At 53.8% G+C, this 18076-nt stretch carries 15 protein-coding genes; 7 read left to right on the top strand and 8 right to left on the bottom strand.

Annotated features, from left to right (window positions below; all coding sequences use genetic code 11):
* Positions 1 to 2: 2 nt before the first annotated feature.
* Entirely contained in the window at positions 3 to 215 is a 213-nt protein-coding gene (locus TRESADRAFT_RS03585) for a DUF3791 domain-containing protein (protein WP_002702969.1), read from the top strand.
* Positions 216 to 277: 62 nt separating this feature from the next.
* Here TRESADRAFT_RS03585 and TRESADRAFT_RS03580 read toward each other — a convergent pair whose 3' ends face one another.
* On the bottom strand, positions 278 to 685 hold the full coding sequence (locus TRESADRAFT_RS03580; protein ID WP_002702967.1) for a MotA/TolQ/ExbB proton channel family protein: 408 nt from the start codon (positions 683 to 685) through the stop codon (positions 278 to 280).
* 47 nt (positions 686 to 732) lie between these two features.
* On the bottom strand, positions 733 to 1587 hold the full coding sequence (locus tag TRESADRAFT_RS03575) for a FliG C-terminal domain-containing protein (protein ID WP_002702965.1): 855 nt from the start codon (positions 1585 to 1587) through the stop codon (positions 733 to 735).
* Positions 1588 to 1780: 193 nt separating this feature from the next.
* Here TRESADRAFT_RS03575 and TRESADRAFT_RS03570 point away from each other — a divergent pair, with 193 nt between their 5' ends.
* Positions 1781 to 2323, top strand: a complete 543-nt coding sequence (locus TRESADRAFT_RS03570) for a histidine phosphatase family protein (RefSeq protein WP_002702963.1) — start codon at positions 1781 to 1783, stop codon at positions 2321 to 2323.
* Positions 2324 to 2420: 97 nt separating this feature from the next.
* Positions 2421 to 2852, top strand: coding sequence for a hypothetical protein (locus TRESADRAFT_RS03565; RefSeq protein ID WP_002702961.1), 432 nt, complete (start codon positions 2421 to 2423; stop codon positions 2850 to 2852).
* Between the two features lie 468 nt (positions 2853 to 3320).
* On the opposite strand, the gene TRESADRAFT_RS03560 is transcribed toward TRESADRAFT_RS03565, so the two are convergent.
* The 4 genes from TRESADRAFT_RS03560 to TRESADRAFT_RS03540 all read right to left on the bottom strand — a co-directional run bounded on the left by TRESADRAFT_RS03560 (position 3321) and on the right by TRESADRAFT_RS03540 (position 9480).
* Positions 3321 to 4829, bottom strand: a complete 1509-nt coding sequence (locus TRESADRAFT_RS03560) for an IMP dehydrogenase (RefSeq protein WP_002702960.1) — start codon at positions 4827 to 4829, stop codon at positions 3321 to 3323.
* A 91-nt stretch (positions 4830 to 4920) separates the two neighbouring features.
* Positions 4921 to 7287, bottom strand: a complete 2367-nt coding sequence (locus TRESADRAFT_RS03555) for an AAA family ATPase (protein WP_002702958.1) — start codon at positions 7285 to 7287, stop codon at positions 4921 to 4923.
* Between the two features lie 270 nt (positions 7288 to 7557).
* Positions 7558 to 8811 (bottom strand): hypothetical protein, encoded by a 1254-nt coding sequence (locus TRESADRAFT_RS03545; RefSeq protein ID WP_002702956.1) that lies wholly within the window; start codon positions 8809 to 8811, stop codon positions 7558 to 7560.
* A gap of 33 nt (positions 8812 to 8844) precedes the next feature.
* Positions 8845 to 9480: a TP0733 family outer membrane beta-barrel protein gene (locus TRESADRAFT_RS03540; protein ID WP_002702954.1), complete on the bottom strand. Its 636-nt coding sequence runs from the start codon at positions 9478 to 9480 to the stop codon at positions 8845 to 8847.
* Between the two features lie 127 nt (positions 9481 to 9607).
* Between TRESADRAFT_RS03540 and folD the strand changes: the two genes are divergently transcribed.
* The 3 genes from folD (at position 9608) to TRESADRAFT_RS03525 (ending at position 13196) form a co-directional block, all read left to right on the top strand.
* Positions 9608 to 10480, top strand: a complete 873-nt coding sequence (gene folD / locus TRESADRAFT_RS03535; protein WP_002702952.1) for a bifunctional methylenetetrahydrofolate dehydrogenase/methenyltetrahydrofolate cyclohydrolase FolD — start codon at positions 9608 to 9610, stop codon at positions 10478 to 10480.
* A gap of 985 nt (positions 10481 to 11465) precedes the next feature.
* Positions 11466 to 12254 carry a GTP cyclohydrolase FolE2 gene (gene folE2, locus TRESADRAFT_RS03530; RefSeq protein WP_002702951.1) on the top strand — a complete coding sequence of 263 codons (789 nt, stop codon included), beginning with the start codon at positions 11466 to 11468 and terminating at the stop codon, positions 12252 to 12254.
* Between the two features lie 3 nt (positions 12255 to 12257).
* The gene (locus tag TRESADRAFT_RS03525; protein ID WP_002702949.1) at positions 12258 to 13196 is read left to right on the top strand and encodes a M15 family metallopeptidase; all 939 of its coding nucleotides are present in this window, start codon (positions 12258 to 12260) and stop codon (positions 13194 to 13196) included.
* 343 nt (positions 13197 to 13539) lie between these two features.
* On the opposite strand, the gene TRESADRAFT_RS14925 is transcribed toward TRESADRAFT_RS03525, so the two are convergent.
* Positions 13540 to 15606 (bottom strand): methyl-accepting chemotaxis protein, encoded by a 2067-nt coding sequence (locus TRESADRAFT_RS14925; RefSeq protein ID WP_002702947.1) that lies wholly within the window; start codon positions 15604 to 15606, stop codon positions 13540 to 13542.
* Between the two features lie 257 nt (positions 15607 to 15863).
* Positions 15864 to 16955, bottom strand: a complete 1092-nt coding sequence (locus TRESADRAFT_RS03515) for a Gfo/Idh/MocA family protein (RefSeq protein WP_002702946.1) — start codon at positions 16953 to 16955, stop codon at positions 15864 to 15866.
* Between the two features lie 29 nt (positions 16956 to 16984).
* On the opposite strand from TRESADRAFT_RS03515, the gene TRESADRAFT_RS03510 reads away from it, so the two are divergent.
* Positions 16985 to 17833, top strand: a complete 849-nt coding sequence (locus TRESADRAFT_RS03510) for an Mrp/NBP35 family ATP-binding protein (RefSeq protein WP_002702941.1) — start codon at positions 16985 to 16987, stop codon at positions 17831 to 17833.
* Positions 17834 to 18076 lie beyond the last annotated feature (243 nt).

Raw genomic sequence — 18076 nt, 5'->3', positions numbered from 1 at the left:
AAATGCCTAAAGAAATGGAGTTCTTCACTTTTCTGTTGGAGCAATATGCCGCCCACAAAAACACAACCGCCGACAAAATCCTGAAGACGCTGGATGAGTTTGGCCTAACCGATTTCATAATCGGCATGTACGAAATGTACCACTCCGAGGCGATAGAAAACGCATTCACCGACATTGACCGGCTGATTTCGCAAAAAATATCGTCTCCGCTATGACAGCGCCCCATGCACGAAAAAAACAGCCGCCCAAGGCTGAATCCCCAGGCGGCTCAGAAAAATCAGTAGTCATTCGCGCCCAAATCGGTGAGGAAGCTGTTGTAGTTTTCGATGCCGGTGAAAGCGGCGAGTTTTTGCGCGAGAATGCGGGGGTTGTCGCCGACTTGTATGCTTTCGACACCGCAGATTATCATCTCGAAAAGCGCGTTGTCGCCATCGGAAAGTTCCGAAGAAGCGGCGAGAGTCTTTCCAATCTGCTGAACAGCGCTCAAATCAATGCCGTCGACGACATTCTTCAGAAGGATTTGCGCGAACTCTCCGTATTTTCCGCCGATGCTAGACGAAACGATGCCTTCACCCAAAACCCAATCAAGGGCGAGAAGCCCTTCGCGGCGGGCTGTTTCGCTCAACGAGAAAAACTCCTTGACTATCGCACGCGCGATTTCCATCTCTTCTTCTGTGAATTTCATTTTTTTCCTCCATAAAAAATCATTTTTGAAAAGCAGAGTGGTGACTTTTAGATAAAATCTTCGTACTCGCCAGGACGGACTATGACAACCTCTCCGGACTCTTCAAGCCGGCGTATCACGGAGACTATTTTCTGCTTCGCCTCGTTGATTTTTCCTATGCCGATGTGCCCCAGGTACTCGATTTCCTCTTCGAGCATGGTGGCGGCGCGCTTCGACATGTTCCTGTAGATTTTGTCGCACACCTCGCTGTCGGCACCTTTCAACGCTTTTGCAAGCTCAACCGAATCCAACTCGCGGAGCATTTTCTGAATAGAGCGGTCGTCGAGCAGCACGATATCCTCGAATCTGAAAATGCGCTTGTCCAGTTCGCTGAATGTTTCGGGCGACAATTTTTGAATAAGCGGAAGGACTTTTTCGCACGAGTTATAGTTCATCGCCGAAAAAATACGCGCGGAAGTTTCGATGTCGAACAGGGACGAGCTTTCCTTGTTCTGCTCGTCAACGACTTCGCTCAGGACGCTCTTCTCAATCGCTTCCATGACGCTTTTTGAAAAACCGCCGCCCATCGACATAATCGAAAAGATGTTCGCCTGCCGCTCCACGGGGAACGATTCCATGAGTATCGCGGCCTTCCCGGAATCAAGCGAAGAAAGGACGGACGCGCAAACGCTGTCGCCCGACGACTGGAGGACGCGGGAAAGAACCGCGGGGTCGGTATTCCGGAAACTTTCTCCCAAAAAAGACTTTCTTTTTACGGAAACCTCGAACGGAATGCGCTGCTCGGAAGCGACCTTCCTAACGAACAGCGAGCAAAGCGTCTCCACAGGAATCCCCGTGGAAGAAGTGAATTCGCCGAGTTTTCCGGCAATCTCATCGTCGATTTCAAATTCGATTTTAGCCATACAGCCTCCTTGTCGATTCAAGATGATTATAGGGCAAAAAACGGACGCGTCAAAAATTAACCGACAAAAGAAATGCGCCTTGGCGATTTGTTGGTTTTTGGAATAGGCCATACTATAATAGGACAGTGCGGAAGAGGATAAATCCGTCCGAAAAAGGAGCTTCCGGGCAAGTCTAATCGAAAAGGGGGCAAAAATGGGAACACTTTATTTCACGCGCCACGGGGAGACGTTCTGGAACGTCGAGCACAAAATATGCGGGCTGACGGACATATCGCTTTCGGAACAGGGAAGGCGGGACGCTGAAAACCTCGGGCGGAAACTTCTTGAGGACAGGACGAAAATCGACGAGATTCTCTTTTCGCCGCTCAGCCGCGCAAAGGAGACGGCGTTCATCGTCTCGAAAATGCTTCAGATTCCCGCAATCGAGGAAAAGTCGCTTGTCGAGCGCAACTGCGGAAAATACGAGGGAACGCTCAACACGGCGGAGGAATTCCGCGCGGCGCAGAAGCAAATCTGCAACAGCTACGGGAACGGAGAGTCGATGCTGCGCGTGACGCAGAGAATCTACAACTTCCTCGACAAAATCACGCGCGACGGTTCGGGAAAAACGCGGCTTCTCGTTGGGCACAACGGCATCGCGCGCAGCGTGGAATCGTACTTCAACGCGGATTTGACGACGGAGGAATTCATCTCGTTCCGCATGGAAAACTGCGCGCTCCGAAGATACGATTTCTGATTTTTTGCTGTCAGTGCGCCACTGACGGACAGGCGAAAAACATATATCATTATCAGAAACGAAATCGCAATGCGATTTTTCAGATAAGGAGAACAAAATGGCAAAAAAGGGATTCGACGTGAAGGGCTGCCTTTACGCGGTCGGCATGGCGCTCGTTGTCGTCGGGTGTTTTCTTCCGCTCGTCTCGACAAAAATCGGCAACGGCCCCACGGCATTCGGCATGATAACGGACGGAAGCGGCGTGACACGGATAAGCGCGCTGCTCGCGTTCATCGGGGCGGCGGCGGGAATCGCATTGGCGTTCATAAAAATCAGGAACGGGAAAATGCTCAAGCTTGTCGCGCTCGTCGTTTCTGTTTTGGGCGGGCTTTATATGGCGTTCAGCTTCCTGAACCAGAGCCAGGCGGTAAAGGGAATCGCAAAATTCGCGGCAAAAGCGACTGGTGCAACTCCGGGATTCGGGCTCATCCTGATTTTCGTCGGATGGATTCTCGCGCTTCTGGGATTTTTCTTCTCGAAAGAGAGATAGACCGCACGGAAAAGTGTTTTTCCGCTTTTCATCCCGGATATAAGATGGGGAGGCGTGTTTTTTCACGGCTCCTCTTTTTCTTTCCTCGAATTTGTGAAAAATCGAAATCGTCAATTGAAACAACATATTCCGGATAATTGCATTTATAGTCACTGAAATCGGAAAAGCTCACATAAAACCGGACCGTCAGACAGACAATCTGAAAAACTTTTATACTTTGGTGTTGTTTATTCTGTAGTTGTGGAATGGGAAAGAGCAAAGGAGCGATTTTTTTATACTGGTAGGGAACACTTTTCTATTTCCAGTTTAAATAGCCCGAATGTCGAGTTTCAGGCATCTTGCGGTTCAGCATCGAAATAAGGTAGTCGAGCGCAGTCGAAAGCACTCGTAAAAAAAGGACTTGCCCGAGTGAACAAGTCCTTTTTTTCTCAGCAGTCAGCCGTTATAAGCATCCGCTGCGATTTTTCATCAGCTCTGGAGCGAGGTGTTCTTTACGATTACGTCGTGGGCGCCGCCTTCGGTGATGGAGACGCTTGAGACGAGCGTGAGCTTCGCTTTTTCCTGAAGTTCGGGAATCGTGAGGGCGCCGCAGTTGCACATCGTGTGCGCGACCTTTTTGAGCGTCATCCCAACGCCGTCATGCAAATGTCCCGCATACGGAACGTAGGAATCGACGCCTTCCTCGAATGCCATTCCCTTCTTTCCGCCGAGGTCGTATCTCTGCCAGTTGCGCGCGCGGTTCGAGCCTTCTCCCCAATATTCCTTGACGTACTGACCGTTGACGACGAGCTTGTTCGAGGGAGATTCCTCAAAGCGCGCGAAATAGCGGCCGAGCATCACGAAATCAGCGCCCATGGCGAGCGCAAGCGTCACGTGATAGTCGTGGACGATGCCGCCGTCGGAGCAGACAGGAACGTAGATTCCCGTCTCCTTGAAATATTCGTCGCGGGCTTTTGCAACTTCGATTGTCGCCGTCGCCTGTCCGCGCCCGATTCCCTTCTGCTCGCGAGTGATGCAGATTGAGCCGCCACCGATTCCGATTTTGACGAAATCAGCCCCAGCCTCGGCGAGGAAGCGGAATCCCTCGGCATCGACAACGTTTCCGGCACCGACTTTCACATCCTTTCCGAATTTCTCGTGGATATCCTTGAGCGCCTTCGCCTGCCAGTACGAATATCCTTCGCTCGAGTCGAGGACGAAGACATCCGCGCCAGCCTCGATAAGGGCAGGAACGCGCTCCATGTAGTCGCGGGTGTTGATTCCGGCACCGACGATATAGCGGTGGTTCGAGTCGAGAAGCTCGTTGGGATACGTCTCGTGCGTCGAATAATCCTTTCTGAAAATAAGGGAGACGAGTTTTCCGTCCTTGTCTATTACGGGAAGCTGGTTGACCTTTTTGTCCCAGATGATTTCGTTCGCCTCGCTGAGCGTTATTCCCTCATGCCCGACAGCCATGTCGGAAAGCGGCGTCATGTACTCGCTGACTTTCGCGCCCGATTTGCAGTGCGAAATCCGGAAATCCTTCGATGTTATGATTCCGACGAGTTTTCCGTGCGCGCTTCCGTCCTCGGTGACTGCGCATGTCGAGTGGCCGGTCTTCTCAGAAAGCGCGATGACTTCCTCAAGCGTCTGGTCGGGGCGGACGTTGGAATCGGAGGTAACGTATCCGGCCTTGTAGCTTTTCACGCGGGCGACCATGGCCGCCTGGTCCTCAATCGACTGGCTTCCGTAAATGAATGAGATTCCGCCTTCCTTTGCGAGGGCGATGGCGAGCTTGTCATCAGAAACCGCCTGCATGACCGCCGAAACCATCGGGATGTTCATCGAAATCGCAGGTTCCTCGCCTCCCTTCTTGTTGAAGCGCACGAGCGGCGTCCTGAGCGAAACGTTGCTGGGGATGCAGTTCTCGCTCGAATAGCCGGGAACCAAAAGATACTCACCGAAAGTGTGTGACGGTTCTGAAAAATAAAACGCCATGTTTCTCTCCATTTTGTAGAAATTGTGTCTGGTCAAAGACCGTTTTGATTTGGATAAAATTGAATGATTATAGCAAAAGGCGTTCCCGCTTTCAACGAACGACATCGATTGAAAGGAAAAGAATCTCGCTCTGCCACGAGACAAGGGACGAGCGGCAGAACGATTTGAGATGGTTCCGCACCCTTTCCGCGCCGCCGCCGAGAGCCGGGACGACCGCCTTTCCGTATTGCGAGCGCGCGGAATCGAACCACGCATCGATTTCGCCGTCGCTCACGCGCCGCTTCTCCTCAATCCGCTTCGACGCGAGGACGACGGAAAATCCGCGCTCTTTCAAAACGCGCGACACGTCGCTTCCATCCCACGAGAACATCCCGCCGAGCGCGGAATCCGCGAACAATTCGTCCTCGGCTTTCCGCATCGACTCGGAAAGGGAAAGAATGTCGGAGGACGGCGGGGCGATTTTTGAGACGAGGGCGGAAAGCCGCTGCCCGTTTTTCGGCACGCGCTGGGAGACGACAATCCGCCCATGAAAGCCGGAACCGTCGGAGGCGGCTCGGAGCGAACCGGCGAAATCGGAAATAGAATCGGCCGTCCGGAACGGCTCTCTGACGAAAATCCGGTCGAATTCGATTTCTTTGCCGCGGAAATGGAGAAGCGCGGACGGCAAATCGGTTCCCAGAACGAGGACTGGTCTGTCCAAATCGTCGAGCGTGCGGGAATACTGCTCGAGGATTTTCATTCCGTCATCGCTGCGGCACGTTCCGCACGTGATTCCTTCCGGCGTTTTCCGCGCCACTTCCCAAATGAGAAGGCCGTCGTCCGCCCCCATGACGAGCGAGCGCGAATGGCGTTTCAGCTCGGCAATCGAAATCATCGCGTCGCGGAGCTGCGAGAGAACTTCCGCGCGGTTCGATTCGATACGGCATCTCCACGATTTGTCGGCGCGGGAAAGCGCGTCCTCTTTTTTTTCGTCCTCGGGCGAATAGGTCAGGTTCTCCTCTTTCTGAACGGAATTTATCCCGAACACGCTTCCAGTCCACCATTCCCCGAACGGATTTGCGAAGTCGGCGGCGAATTTCGGAAGCGGGTGCATTCCGCAAGAAGCGCCGGAATCCGGTTTCCGCACCGTCTTCTCTAGAATCGCGGAAATCTGAATCTCGCGGCGGCGGAGCACATCTTCCCGGATTTTTGCCTCGTATCCTTGTTCCGTCGGCGTGTAGAACACGCGGCCGACAAGCGCGGACGGAAGATACTGCTGGGCAACCCAATGGTCGCGGTAGGCATGCGGATAAAGGTACCCGTCGCCGTGCCCGAATTGCTCCGCATCACGGCTTGAGTCGCGGAGATGGTTCGGAACGTCCGCGTCCTCCTTCTCGACCGACGAAAGCGCATCAAAAAACGCCATGCTCGAATTCGATTTCGGCGCGGTGGCAAGATACAGCGCGGCATGGGCGAGGAAATACCGACCTTCCGGCATCCCCACGCGGTCGAACGCCGAGGCGCAGCTCTGCACGACCGTTATCGCGTTCGGGTCGGCAAGCCCCGTGTCCTCGCACGCGCTGATGAGCATCCTCCTGAAAATGAACGACGCGTCCTCCCCCGCCCGAACCATCCGCGCAAGCCAATACATCGCGGCGTCGGGATCCCGCCCGCGGAGCGACTTTATGAACGCGCTTATTATGTCGTAATGGTAGTCGCCGTCCTTGTCGTAGAGGACGACTTTTTTCTGAATCGATTCCTCGGCCGTTTCCTTCGATATGTAAATTATCGAGCCGTCGGCGGGCGGCCATTTTTCAGGGGTCGTCTCAACCGCAAGCTCAAGCGCATTCAGGAGCGAGCGCGCATCCCCGTTTGCAGTCCGCACCAAATGCTCGAGCGCGCCGTCCTCGAATTCGACGCGCCATCTTCCGTATCCGCGAGCCGAATCTCTTATCGCCTGCCGGGCAGCTTTCATCAAATCGTCGTCGGAAAGCGGCTTGAGCTGGAAGACGCGGGAACGGCTCACAAGCGCGCGGTTCACCTCGAAAAAGGGATTTTCCGTCGTGGCCCCGATAAGGATGAACGTTCCGTTCTCGACCCAGGGAAGAAGCGCATCCTGCTGGCTTTTGTTCCACCGGTGGACCTCGTCGACAAAAAGGATTGTCCGCTTGTCGTAATGCTTTTTCCAGTCGTCGGCATTCTTTATCGCCTCGCGGATATCTGCAACTCCGGTAAGAACGGCGTTCAGCGTCACGAAATTCGATTTCGTGTGGTTCGCAATCACGCGCGCGAGCGTCGTCTTTCCTGTTCCGGGCGGCCCGTAGAAAATCACGCTCGTAAGCTGGTCCGCCTGAATCGCGCGCCGGAGCAGCCTGCCCTTCCCGATTATGTGCGCCTGCCCGACGTATTCGTCGAGGTTGCGCGGCCTCATTCTCGATGCGAGCGGCTCGCGCAGCGGTTTAGTGTCGAACAAATCCATAGTTTCCTCCGAAATCATGTTCCTGAAACTGAAAACTGAAATAAGAGCGATGCTGAAACGAATTTTCGTGCGAAAACCGTTCGGCATGATGATTTTTTTCGGCTCTATCCGGAAAAACCGTTTATTTTGTTTTGTCATGCCGAATGCGATTCGGCATCCGTTCAGAATGGCACTTTTCGCGTCAATCGACTATATCAACGGGAATCGCGGACAGCGCAAAACAAAAAAACGCCGACAAAATGCCGGCGTTCGTTCCCTCAAAAAATGATGCTATTCCAGATTCCAGCTTCCGCGTGACGAGAAATACGCCCACAAGCCGACATTGCTCTGCGACGCGCCCGTGCTGCTCGGCGAGCCGGAGAAAACGGACGTTCCGTATATCGCGTTCGCGCTCTCGCTTCTTGTCGGGTCAACAGCGAGGACGCAGTTAACCTCGTAATAAGACGACAGCGCCGAAGCCGCGTTCGTGCTGAAGTCGGACGTCGACGATGTTGGAACGCGCGTCGGCTCATCGTTTTCGTCTTTCTCGAATGCGACGTGCTCGATTCCGTCGGCTGTTCCGAGATACAGGTAATCTTTCGTAAGCGACATCGAATAAATCGTGCTGCATCCGACATCGACATAGTCCGCGAATTTCCCGTCGGAAATCGTTCCGTCGGCGGAATAGTAGATTATGTCGCCGGAAGAATAGTAGATGTACGTCGCATCAGCATCGGCGCTCTCGTCGGTCACCATCGCCAGGCTCGAAGAGAAATAATAGTTCCCGTTGAAATACGCGCACGACTTTGCGCCGGTCGATTTTTCGTCGTCGTCATCCGTTCCCGAGGAAAGGTCAGTCGACGCATACGTTTCGGTCACGTCAGAGGCAGTTCCGCCGTTCAGCTCGAAAAGGCGCGTCTTTGTGTTCGAAGTCGAGGACGACGTGTACGAGATTTTGACGAACGCTTTCCGGTGCTCGTTCTTAATGGCGTTCGTGCAGAAAAGGACGGCACTTCCGCTCGCGAACGTGTCGGTGTCGGTACCGTCGAGCGAAACCGACACGGGATTCCACGACTCGCCGCCATCGGCAGAATAGAAAAGCTGGCATCCGGAAGACTCAAGCTCCTCGTCGTCGGTATCCTCGTTTATAAGAGTCAGCTGCGCGTAAAGGTAATCGGAATCGGCGGCGAGCTTGTTCACATATTTGTAATCGGCGTCGGACTCAGGCTTTTTGACCTCGCTCCATCCGTGCGGCTTTTCATATGACGCGTCTTTCTTCCATATTCTTCCGGTCTGCGTGAAAAGATAGTCGATATTCTCGAAAGACTCGGTAACGGTACCGTCGTCATTTGTCGTCTCGACGGGAACGTTTTTCACGAGGTAGCGGACAATCGAATTTATGGAACCGGAAACCTGCGCGTCCTCAAGCTTCACTTCCTTTCTTATGTCGTCGAATATGACGTCATGGCATGAAGAAGCAAGAAGGGAGACAAGCGCACCGGCGACAACTGCGGCGATGCGGAAAGCTGTGCGATTTTTTTTCATCAGAAACACCTCAACAAAACAGGACACGACTTTTTAGAAATGATAGCGCGCGACGATTTCGAAAGACGCGAAAATGCCGTAATCGTTGTACTTTGAATCGCTGTACCACTGCGGCATGTACATGCACTGACCGTTCAGACCGAACGACCACTGCGGGGCAACACGATAGAACACGCCCGCCTCGCCTTTTGCGACGAATGCCGGGAAATATGTTTTGCTCAGGTATGATTCCATCGCGCCGCCGACCCCAAGCGCAATCGGGAATTCGAATTTCTTGAACGTCGGCTGGAACATCACGTCGAACAGAACGGGAACATACGTGTACATATTCTCGCCGATTGTCGGGTTGTACCCGAACGAAATGTCGATTCCCCACGCGATGTTGTTCGTCACGAACCTGTGGTAGCCGATTTCACCCGCGCCGCCAAGCGAAAGCTGCCCCGTGCGGAACGTCGGGAACGTACCTCCGAAATTGCAGGGAAAAGTCGCCATGAGACCGAATTTTATGAACTGGTCTCCGGGAACGTTCATCTCAGAGAACTGCTCCTCAAAATACTCGTCGCCCTGCGGCTCGCTTTCGTCATCGGACTGCGCGAACAAAGATGCGCACGACACGGCAAAAGCACAGAACAGCGCGATGATTTTCCTCATTTTTTTTCCGTCAACCATTTTGGGAATTCCTCGTTTGATTGGATTATTGAATAGTATTTTTGTAAAAAATCAGCTAGTCTTGATTACAGGAAATCAAAATATAACTTTTTATAGTGAAAAATACAATTAAAACAGAGGTTACAGAATGAGCGCAACAATTATCGACGGAAAGGCAATCGCGCAGGAAGTGCGGTCCGGCGTGGCAGAGAAAGTGAGGGCGTTGAAGGAGAGGGGAATCAACCCGTGTCTCGCAGTCATCCTCGTAGGCGCGAATCCAGCGTCGGTTTCCTATGTCACCGGAAAACGGAAGGCGTTGGCGGAAGCGGGAATGCTCGACAAAAGCGTCGACCTTCCCGAGTCGACAAGCGAGGAGGAGCTTCTTTCGATAATCGACTCGCTCAACAAAGACCCGGCTGTCCACGGAATCCTCGTGCAGCTTCCGCTTCCGAAGCACATAGACGAGGACAAAGTGATTATGAGAATCGCGCCCGAAAAAGACGTTGACGGCTTCCATCCCGTAAATGTCGGGAATATGGTCATCGGGCGCGACGGATTCCTCCCCTGCACGCCGCACGGAATAATAGTCCTGCTCAAGCATATGGGAATCGAAACGTCAGGAAAGCACGCTGTCGTCATCGGAAGAAGCAACATCGTCGGAAAGCCCGTCGCGCTTCTCCTCGCGCGAAAAGACGTGAACTGCACCGTGACGATTTGCCACACGGGAACGCCGGATATCGGCTCGTTCACGCGCAACGCCGACATCGTAATCGTAGCGTCCGGGCATCCGCACACGCTGACGAAAGATATGGTGAAGCCGGGCGCGGTCGTCATCGATGTCGGAGTGAACAGGATTCCGGACGCGACAAAGAAAAGCGGGTTCCGCCTCGTAGGCGACGCCGATTTTGACGACATAAAGGAGACAGCAAGCTACATAACTCCGGTTCCCGGCGGAGTCGGCCCGATGACAATCGCAATGCTGATGTACAATACGTTGGAATCTGCCGCACGCATTGTTTAACGCGCGTTTATCGTTGTTTTTTGGAGCGTGCGGACGCAACTCCCCGCGCGGCGGGGAGTGCGCCTTGGTGGATTTCGGATTGTTGTTTTTCGACTCGCGGTTTTTTCTTTGATTCGCCGCACGCATTGACAACGCGCGTTTATCGTTGTTTTTTGGAGCGTGCGGTCGCAACTCCCCGCGCGGCGGGGAGTGCGCCTTGGTGGATTCGCGGATTTTCGTTTTGGCAACTCGCGGTTTTTCCGTTGCTTTTATGCACGCGCCGCACGCATTGTTTACGCGCGTTTATCGTTGCGTTTTGGAGCGTGCGGACGCAGCACCCTGCACGTCAGGGTGCGCGCCTTGGTGGATTTCGAATTGTTGTTTTTCGACTCGCGGTTTTTTCTTTGATTCGCCGCACGCATTGACGACGCGCGTTTATCGTTGTGTTTTGGAGCATGCGGGCGCAGCACCACGACTATGCGTGGTGGGCGCCTTGGTGGATTTAGGATTGTTGTTTTTCGACTCGCGGTTTTTTCCGTGATTTTGCCGCACACGCCACACGCATTGATTGACTCGCGTTTATCGTTGTTTCTTGGAGCGTGCGGACGCAACTCCCCGCGCGGCGGGGAGTGCGCCTTGGTGGATTTCGGATTGTTGTTTTTCGACTCGCGGTTTTTTCTTTGATTCGCCGCACGCATTGATTGACGCGCGTTTATCGTTATTTTTTGGAGCGTGCGGACGCAGCACCACGACTATGCGGGGAGGGCGCCTTGGTGGATTCTTGAATTACCTGTTTCCAGTTCGAAAGTTTTTCTTGGTTTTTGCTCCGTTGAGAATTGGCGGGATTTGATATAGAATCGGCGGGGTTTTTAGGGGAATCTCCAAAAACTCAATTTACAAGGCACGCTCGAAACGATTTTTTGAAACTGCTCGGAATGAGTTCCGGGCGGGGCTATTCAGCGGGGATTGTGTTTTTGGGGATTGCCGGCAAAACCCGGAAAAGAAAATGATAGACATACAGAACACACCAGACACGCGCGAAGTTCCGCTTCAGAAAGTCGGAATCAAGGATCTCGAATATCCTGTGACGGTTCTCGACAAGAAAAACGGAACGCAATCGACGACGGCAAAAATCGACCTCTTCGTGAACCTTCCGCACAATTATAAAGGGACGCACATGAGCCGCTTTATCGAGATTTTCCACAAGCACCACGAAAATCTCGGGATGAGCAAATTTCTTGAAATGCTCGGGGAAATTCGGAAAACGCTCGACGCGGAAAAATCGTTCGGCACGATGACGTTCCCGTTCTTCGTGGAGAAAAACGCGCCGGTGACAGGAGCGCCAGGAATAATGCGCTACGAATGCAAGTACGAGGGCGTCGTCTCCGAAAACGCGTCGGATTTTTTCGTCTCGATATCGATTCCCGTCACGACTGTCTGCCCGTGCTCGAAGGCGATTTCGGAATACGGTGCGCACAACCAGCGCGGAATCGTCAACGTGCGGCTCAAGAATTCCGGGATGTTCTGGATTGAGGACGTAATAAAGGCCGTCGAGGATTCGGCTTCGTGCGGGCTTTTCAGCGCGCTCAAACGCCCCGACGAGAAATGGGTCACGGAACACGCCTACGACAACCCGCGTTTTGTCGAGGATGTCGTCCGCGAAGTGTATCTTTCGCTCAAAAATTTCAAAAGCGGAAAGCCGTTCTCGTATTTTTCCGTCGAATGCACGAATTTCGAGAGCATACACAACCACAACGCCTACGCATTCACGGAATACGACGGAAGCGGGGTCTGAAATTTGAGACTCTCGCTTTTCAGTAAAAAAACGGTTCTCGTCGTTGTCTCCGCGTTTCTTCTCATAACGGGCGCGGAGGCGGCAGTTTCTTTCCAAACCATCCGCACGCATTATTTTCCGCCGGCAGACCTCAAGCTTTTCGAAAGCTGCTATCCCGACGTCATTTTCGACAAATCGTACGACACGGAGATGCACGACTGGAAGCTTGTCGTGACGGCTCGTGAATCGGAAAAAAGCAACAAATCGAAATCGGCGGTCTTCTATTGGGCAGACGGGCGGATGCTCCCCAAGGAGGAAATGAAGGAAAAGCAAATCTGGTGGTCGCTCCTCTACAATTACGACAAGGAGCTCCGCGACCCGGAGACGTACACGGAAGAGGAAGTCGCCGAACTCCGCGTGTACGGGACGAAGGAAAGCCAAATGAACACGGCGGGAAGCCCGATGTTTTTCTTCGATTTCCTTTACGATGCGTATTCGCAGAAGACAATCGAGCGCCATATCATAAAAACGACGTTCCTCGGAAAAAAAACGAAAATCCACGAACGGATTGCCCCCCACCTGAAGCGCGTCGAGGAGCGCATCCTCGCGAAAAAAGGAGACGCAGACGTAAAATCGTTCATCGACACGCTGACGTCTGCGGACGCGTATTTTTGGCGGCAGATTGCGAACACGACGCGGAAATCGTTCCACAGCTACGGAATCGCAATCGACATTCTTCCCAAGCGGCTGTACGGAAAGCAGACGTACTGGCAATGGGCAAAAGCGTGGTACGGGGACAACTGGATGAAAACGCCCCTTTCGGAACGGTGGATGCCCCCCAAAATAGTCCGCGACATATTCGAAAGCGAAGGCTTCATTTGGGGCGGAAAATGGACCGTCTGGGACACCATGCATTTCGAATACCACCCCGAACTCATAAAGTGGAACGGAATCACCCACTAACCCCATCACGGTAGGCACGCGCACCCGCGCGTGCTGGAGAATGCTTGCTCCGACAAATCCAATCTGAGAACGGAAAAATCCCCGCAGGCGCCCCTCGGGCAAGGAAGGTGCGCAAATGCGCACCGGCGCACGCTTGCTCCAACCAAGCCAATCTGAGAACGGAAAAATCCCCGCAAGCGCCCCCTCGGGCACGGTAGGCACGCGCGCCCGCGCGTGCCGGTGAACGCCTGCTACAACTCAAGCCAATCTAAGAACGACAAAATCCACGCAGGCGCGCGTGCCGGCGAACGCTTGCTCCAACCAAGCCAATCTGAGAACGACAAAATCCCCGCAAGCGCAGGCGCTAGACCCGGAATTTATCTACTTGCGCTCCGATTCCCGATATAGAGTCGTCCATGAGGGCGGATATTTCGGAAAGGGCTTTTCCCGTCTCGCTGATTTTCCGCGCGCTCTGCGACATTTCCTCCATTCCCTGCATCATGCTCGAAGTCTCGTCCTGAAGCGCCTTCATCTCGCCGATAATGGCGCGGCCGCCCTCAGCCATCTCGCGGGACGCAATCTGGACGCGCGCGGTGCTGTCGTTCATGTTATGGAGCGCGCCCGTAATCTGCGTCGAGCCGGAATGCTGCTCGTCCATCGCCGCGCGAATCTGCTGGACGACGGAATCGGTCTCGCGGATTTCAGATGCGAGCATCGCGTAATCGTCGACACCGCGTTTTGTCGCATCGACGACGATTTCTATCGTCTTCTGGATTCTCTTGAGCTGGTCGCCGATGGTGCGCGACTGCATTGATGACGTCTCGGAAAGCTTCCTGATTTCATCCGCGACGACGGCGAATCCTTTTCCCGCATCGCCCGCGTGAGCCGCCTCGATTGCAGCATTCATCGCGAGCATGTTCGTCTGGGACGCGATTGACGCGATGACAGTATTCGCGTCGGAAAGAAGCTTCGACTGCGCGTCAATTTCGCCGATTTGCTGCTGCAGCTCGCCCTGCGTCCGCGCGCCGTTCTCCGCATTGCGCGCAAGAACCTCGAACGATGACGCCATCTTGTCCACGGAGCGGTTGACCTCGCTTATGTTGCCAATCATCTCCTCAACAGCGCCCGACGCCTCCTGCACGAATTTTCCCTGCGTGCCGACGAGAGACTCAAGCGAGCCGATATTCCCCATTATCTGGTTGACGGCGCCCGCCGTTTCCTCAACGCAGTTGCTCTGCCTGCCGAGTTTCCCACCGAACGATTCGATGCTGCCGAGAATCTGCGTTATCGCGGCGGACGTTTCCTGCGTTCCTTCTCCCAGATTCAGCCCCGCGCGCGCGAGGGATTCCTTCGAATCCTTCATCACGGAGATGATGCCGTGAAGCTTCTCGACGAATTCGTTGAAGCCGCGCACAATCTGCTTGACCTCGTTTGAAATCGGCGTGAGTTTTATGCGCTGTCTCAGGTCGGCATCCCCGCTCGCGATTTTCGTAAGGGACGCAGCCGTCTGGGAAAGCGGACGCGTCACCTGCTTCATCATGACGAACGTGATGAGCATGATAATCACGAACATGATGAACAGCGACAGCGCGAGGACGTTCCTCGCAAAACGCGGGTCATGGTACAAAATGTCGTCGGAAATCCCGAAAACGTACACCCATCCCGTCATCGGGATTTTCATGACCTGGAAAACGTATTTTGTCCCGTCAATCGAACCGCGGACGACGCCCTCTCCGGCAAGTATTTTGTCGCCGATATCGCGGTACAATCCGTCCTTCACGCTTCTGATGTTCTCCGTCGGCTTGTATGTATCGTGAACGAAGAAATTTCCCTTCGACGAAAGTATGAACGACATCGTGCCGCTTCCGTTGTTCTGGTTCCCGAGGATTTTCTTTATCCCGTCGAGCGGATAATCGAACGAGATTACGCCGTCGAGCGCGCCGTTTTTGTATACCGCCTGAGAGAACGTCAGCACAAGCTCGTCCGTGAACGCGTCGATGTACACGTCGGAATACGCGATGCGGCCGTTATGTTCCACCGCAGACGAATACCAGCCGCGGCTCGTCGGGTCATAATTAGCGGGAAGGGTCAGACGCGAGCTCTTGAACATAGTCTTGTCTGCACGGCATCCGTAAAATCCGGAGAAATCAGGATACGCGCAGGAAAGATTCTCAAAAGCGTCGTTCGTCATCCCGTCGTCATCGTAAAAACCATTCCTGAACATGAACCCCAAGGCTTCCGTCATTTTCAGCGGAGCAGTGAGCGCATTCTCAATGTCGAGGACGCAATTCTTTGTCTGCGCGTGCATCATCTCCCGCATCTGCCTCTCATAATTTATCCGCGTGTTTCTCGCGATAAAAATCGTCGTCAGAAGAAAAATAATCGCGGTAGGAATCCCCAACAGCGTCACGGAACGTCTTGCGAGCGTCATAATTCAACTCCTAAACATAAGTTTTTACGGTTCTGTCCGGCTTTCCGGCTTCAGCATCATTCCGAACGGATTTCACAGAAGTTCATTATTCAGAATCCACATACGCCAATACGTGAAATCTTGGTTCATCATGACAAAATCTAAATCAACCGTTTTTTCAGACAGAGCGTTTTTTTATATGTTAATGAACATCCTTACAAAAAAATGACAGATAATGACCAAATATCGAACAATACCGAAAAAAGTGGCATACACGCTTATTTCAGCTGCGCCTTGATTTCCTCAAGAACGCGCAGGTCGGCAATCGCCTCGTCGAGCGGGGAAACAAGAGGCGCGCGGGCAGAAAGAAAATCGACGGCGTTCTGCACCATATTGGAAAAATATCCCGTCTTTTTCGGGACGCGGATTTTTGCGTTCGAAAGCGAGTAGAAACCCGTGTACAGCCTGGACTCACGCCGCTCGTAGAATTTCGCGTATCCGTTTCCGATGCAGATGCGCCCGAGCGTCCCGAGAATGTCGATTCCGAACGAGAAGAATTTGCTTCTCCCGCTCATCGAAATCTCGATATCGGGAATTCGGGAAGTCGCATAGTGCGCGGTGAAATTGCGGACGATTCCGTCTTTGTCGCGGAAAATTCCCGTGACGCGCGGAGACGAAAGCTCGACGCCCAAAAGAAAGCGCACGATATCGACAAGATGCGTCCCGTCGTGGATGAGCGAGTACGAGCCGTCCTTCTCGAACTGCGGCGCATAAACGCGGAGCCCCGAATCAAGCTCGGCACGGACGCGCTGGATTTCGCCGATGCGCGGAAGGAAATCGCGGGCGGCGATATAATCGGCGGAGAATCGACGCTCGTGGTTCACCATCACGGGAACGGAGAATTCCGACGCGGCAGCGCGGATTTTCATCGCCTCGGCAGTGTCGAGCGCGACGGGTTTTTCGAGGATGACGAGCGACGGCCGGGACTGAATCGCATCAAGGCACTCGCCGAGGTGGGAAGCCTCGTTCACGGCGACGACGACGATGTCGGGATGCACGGAACCGTACAGCTCCTTCGTAGAATAGAAAACTGCCGGCGCGCGACGCTTCGACTCCATAAACGATTTCCACTCGTCGGCGCGGTGGACATCGCAATCGGCGCCGGCAATTATCTCGATGCTCCTGTTCGCCATGAGCGCCATCGTATGGCTTGCGGGCTGCTCCCTTTTTGCGTCCATTCCGAGCGAAAAACCAATCCGTCCAAGACCGACAACAGCGGCGGTATATTTTTTCCTTGCAAAAATTCCCATGAAATCATTATCGGCACCAGGGCAGGCAGGAACGCCCTGCGCGCGCACAAGAAAAGGCATTCGTGATATTATGGCGGCGAGGTGCAACAATGGCAGAAAATGAAAACAGCGGATGCACGCACAACTGCTCGACATGCGGTTCGTCGTGCGCAAAAAAAGATTTGCGGGAATCGCTTCACGAAGGAAGCTGCGTCAGGAAAGTCATCGCGGTCGTCAGCGGAAAAGGCGGCGTCGGAAAATCGCTCGTAACGTCGCTTCTTGCCGCGCGGATGAACAAGGAAGGAAAGCGCACCGCAATTCTCGACGCGGACATCACGGGTCCGAGCATCCCGACGAGCTTCGGCATTTCCGGAGAGCGCGTTATGGGGGACGAGACCGGGCTTATGCTTCCCGTCGAGACGAAATCGGGAATACAGATAATGAGCATGAACCTGCTGCTGAAGGACGGAAGCGATCCCGTTTTGTGGAGAGGCCCTGTCATCGCGGGAACGGTGAAGCAGTTCTGGTCGAACGTCGCGTGGAAGGACGTCGATTTCATGTTCGTCGACATGCCGCCGGGAACGGGCGATGTCCCGCTTACCGTTTTCCAGTCGCTTCCAATCGACGGAATCGTAATCGTCTCAAGCCCGCAGCAGCTCGTCAGCGTAATCGTGGAGAAAGCGGTGAAGATGGCAGAACTGATGAAGATTCCGATTCTCGGACTCGTCGAGAACATGAGCTTTGTCCGTTGCCCCGACTGCGGAAAGGAAATTCACCTTTACGGAAAAAGCACAATCGAAAAAATCGCCCTCGACTACGGAATTCCGCTTCTCGCACGAATTCCCATCGACCCGGACATTTCCCGCGCCGTCGATGAGGGAAAAGTCGAGGAAGTCGATTCGGAATTCCTCGCAGGAGTATTTGACACAATTGCCGCACGCATTAGCCGCACGCATTAATTTACCCGCGTTTATCATTATTTTTGGGAGCGTGCGGACGCAGCTCCCCGATGTGCGGGGAGTGCGCCTTGGTGGGAAAAATCGGAACGCATTAAATAACTCGCGTCTATCGTTGTTTTTGGAGCGGGCGGTCGCAGCTCCACGATGTGGCGGGGTGTGCGCCTTGGTGGGAAAAATCGGAACGCATTAATTTACCCGCGTTTATCGTTATTTCCCGGAGCGTGCGGACGCAGCTCCCCGATG

This window comes from Treponema saccharophilum DSM 2985 (assembly GCF_000255555.1).
Lineage (GTDB): Bacteria > Spirochaetota > Spirochaetia > Treponematales > Treponemataceae > Treponema_D > Treponema_D saccharophilum.
Note: the sequence above shows the minus strand (reverse complement) of the source record. Positions and strands in the feature narration are given on the sequence as shown.

Excerpts from the sequence above, each read along its gene's own strand:
- TRESADRAFT_RS03560 (WP_002702960.1), bottom strand. The coding sequence starts at position 4,829 with ATGGCGTTTTATTTTTCAGAACCGTCACACACTTTCGGTGAGTATCTT.
- folE2 (WP_002702951.1), top strand. The coding sequence starts at position 11,466 with ATGATAGACATACAGAACACACCAGACACGCGCGAAGTTCCGCTTCAG.
- TRESADRAFT_RS03510 (WP_002702941.1), top strand. The coding sequence starts at position 16,985 with ATGGCAGAAAATGAAAACAGCGGATGCACGCACAACTGCTCGACATGC.
- TRESADRAFT_RS03545 (WP_002702956.1), bottom strand. The coding sequence starts at position 8,811 with ATGAAAAAAAATCGCACAGCTTTCCGCATCGCCGCAGTTGTCGCCGGT.
- TRESADRAFT_RS03515 (WP_002702946.1), bottom strand. The coding sequence starts at position 16,955 with ATGCCTTTTCTTGTGCGCGCGCAGGGCGTTCCTGCCTGCCCTGGTGCC.
- TRESADRAFT_RS03580 (WP_002702967.1), bottom strand. The coding sequence starts at position 685 with ATGAAATTCACAGAAGAAGAGATGGAAATCGCGCGTGCGATAGTCAAG.
- TRESADRAFT_RS03540 (WP_002702954.1), bottom strand. The coding sequence starts at position 9,480 with ATGGTTGACGGAAAAAAAATGAGGAAAATCATCGCGCTGTTCTGTGCT.
- TRESADRAFT_RS03555 (WP_002702958.1), bottom strand. The coding sequence starts at position 7,287 with ATGGATTTGTTCGACACTAAACCGCTGCGCGAGCCGCTCGCATCGAGA.
- TRESADRAFT_RS03585 (WP_002702969.1), top strand. The coding sequence starts at position 3 with ATGCCTAAAGAAATGGAGTTCTTCACTTTTCTGTTGGAGCAATATGCC.
- folD (WP_002702952.1), top strand. The coding sequence starts at position 9,608 with ATGAGCGCAACAATTATCGACGGAAAGGCAATCGCGCAGGAAGTGCGG.
- TRESADRAFT_RS03570 (WP_002702963.1), top strand. The coding sequence starts at position 1,781 with ATGGGAACACTTTATTTCACGCGCCACGGGGAGACGTTCTGGAACGTC.
- TRESADRAFT_RS03565 (WP_002702961.1), top strand. The coding sequence starts at position 2,421 with ATGGCAAAAAAGGGATTCGACGTGAAGGGCTGCCTTTACGCGGTCGGC.
- TRESADRAFT_RS14925 (WP_002702947.1), bottom strand. The coding sequence starts at position 15,606 with ATGACGCTCGCAAGACGTTCCGTGACGCTGTTGGGGATTCCTACCGCG.
- TRESADRAFT_RS03575 (WP_002702965.1), bottom strand. The coding sequence starts at position 1,587 with ATGGCTAAAATCGAATTTGAAATCGACGATGAGATTGCCGGAAAACTC.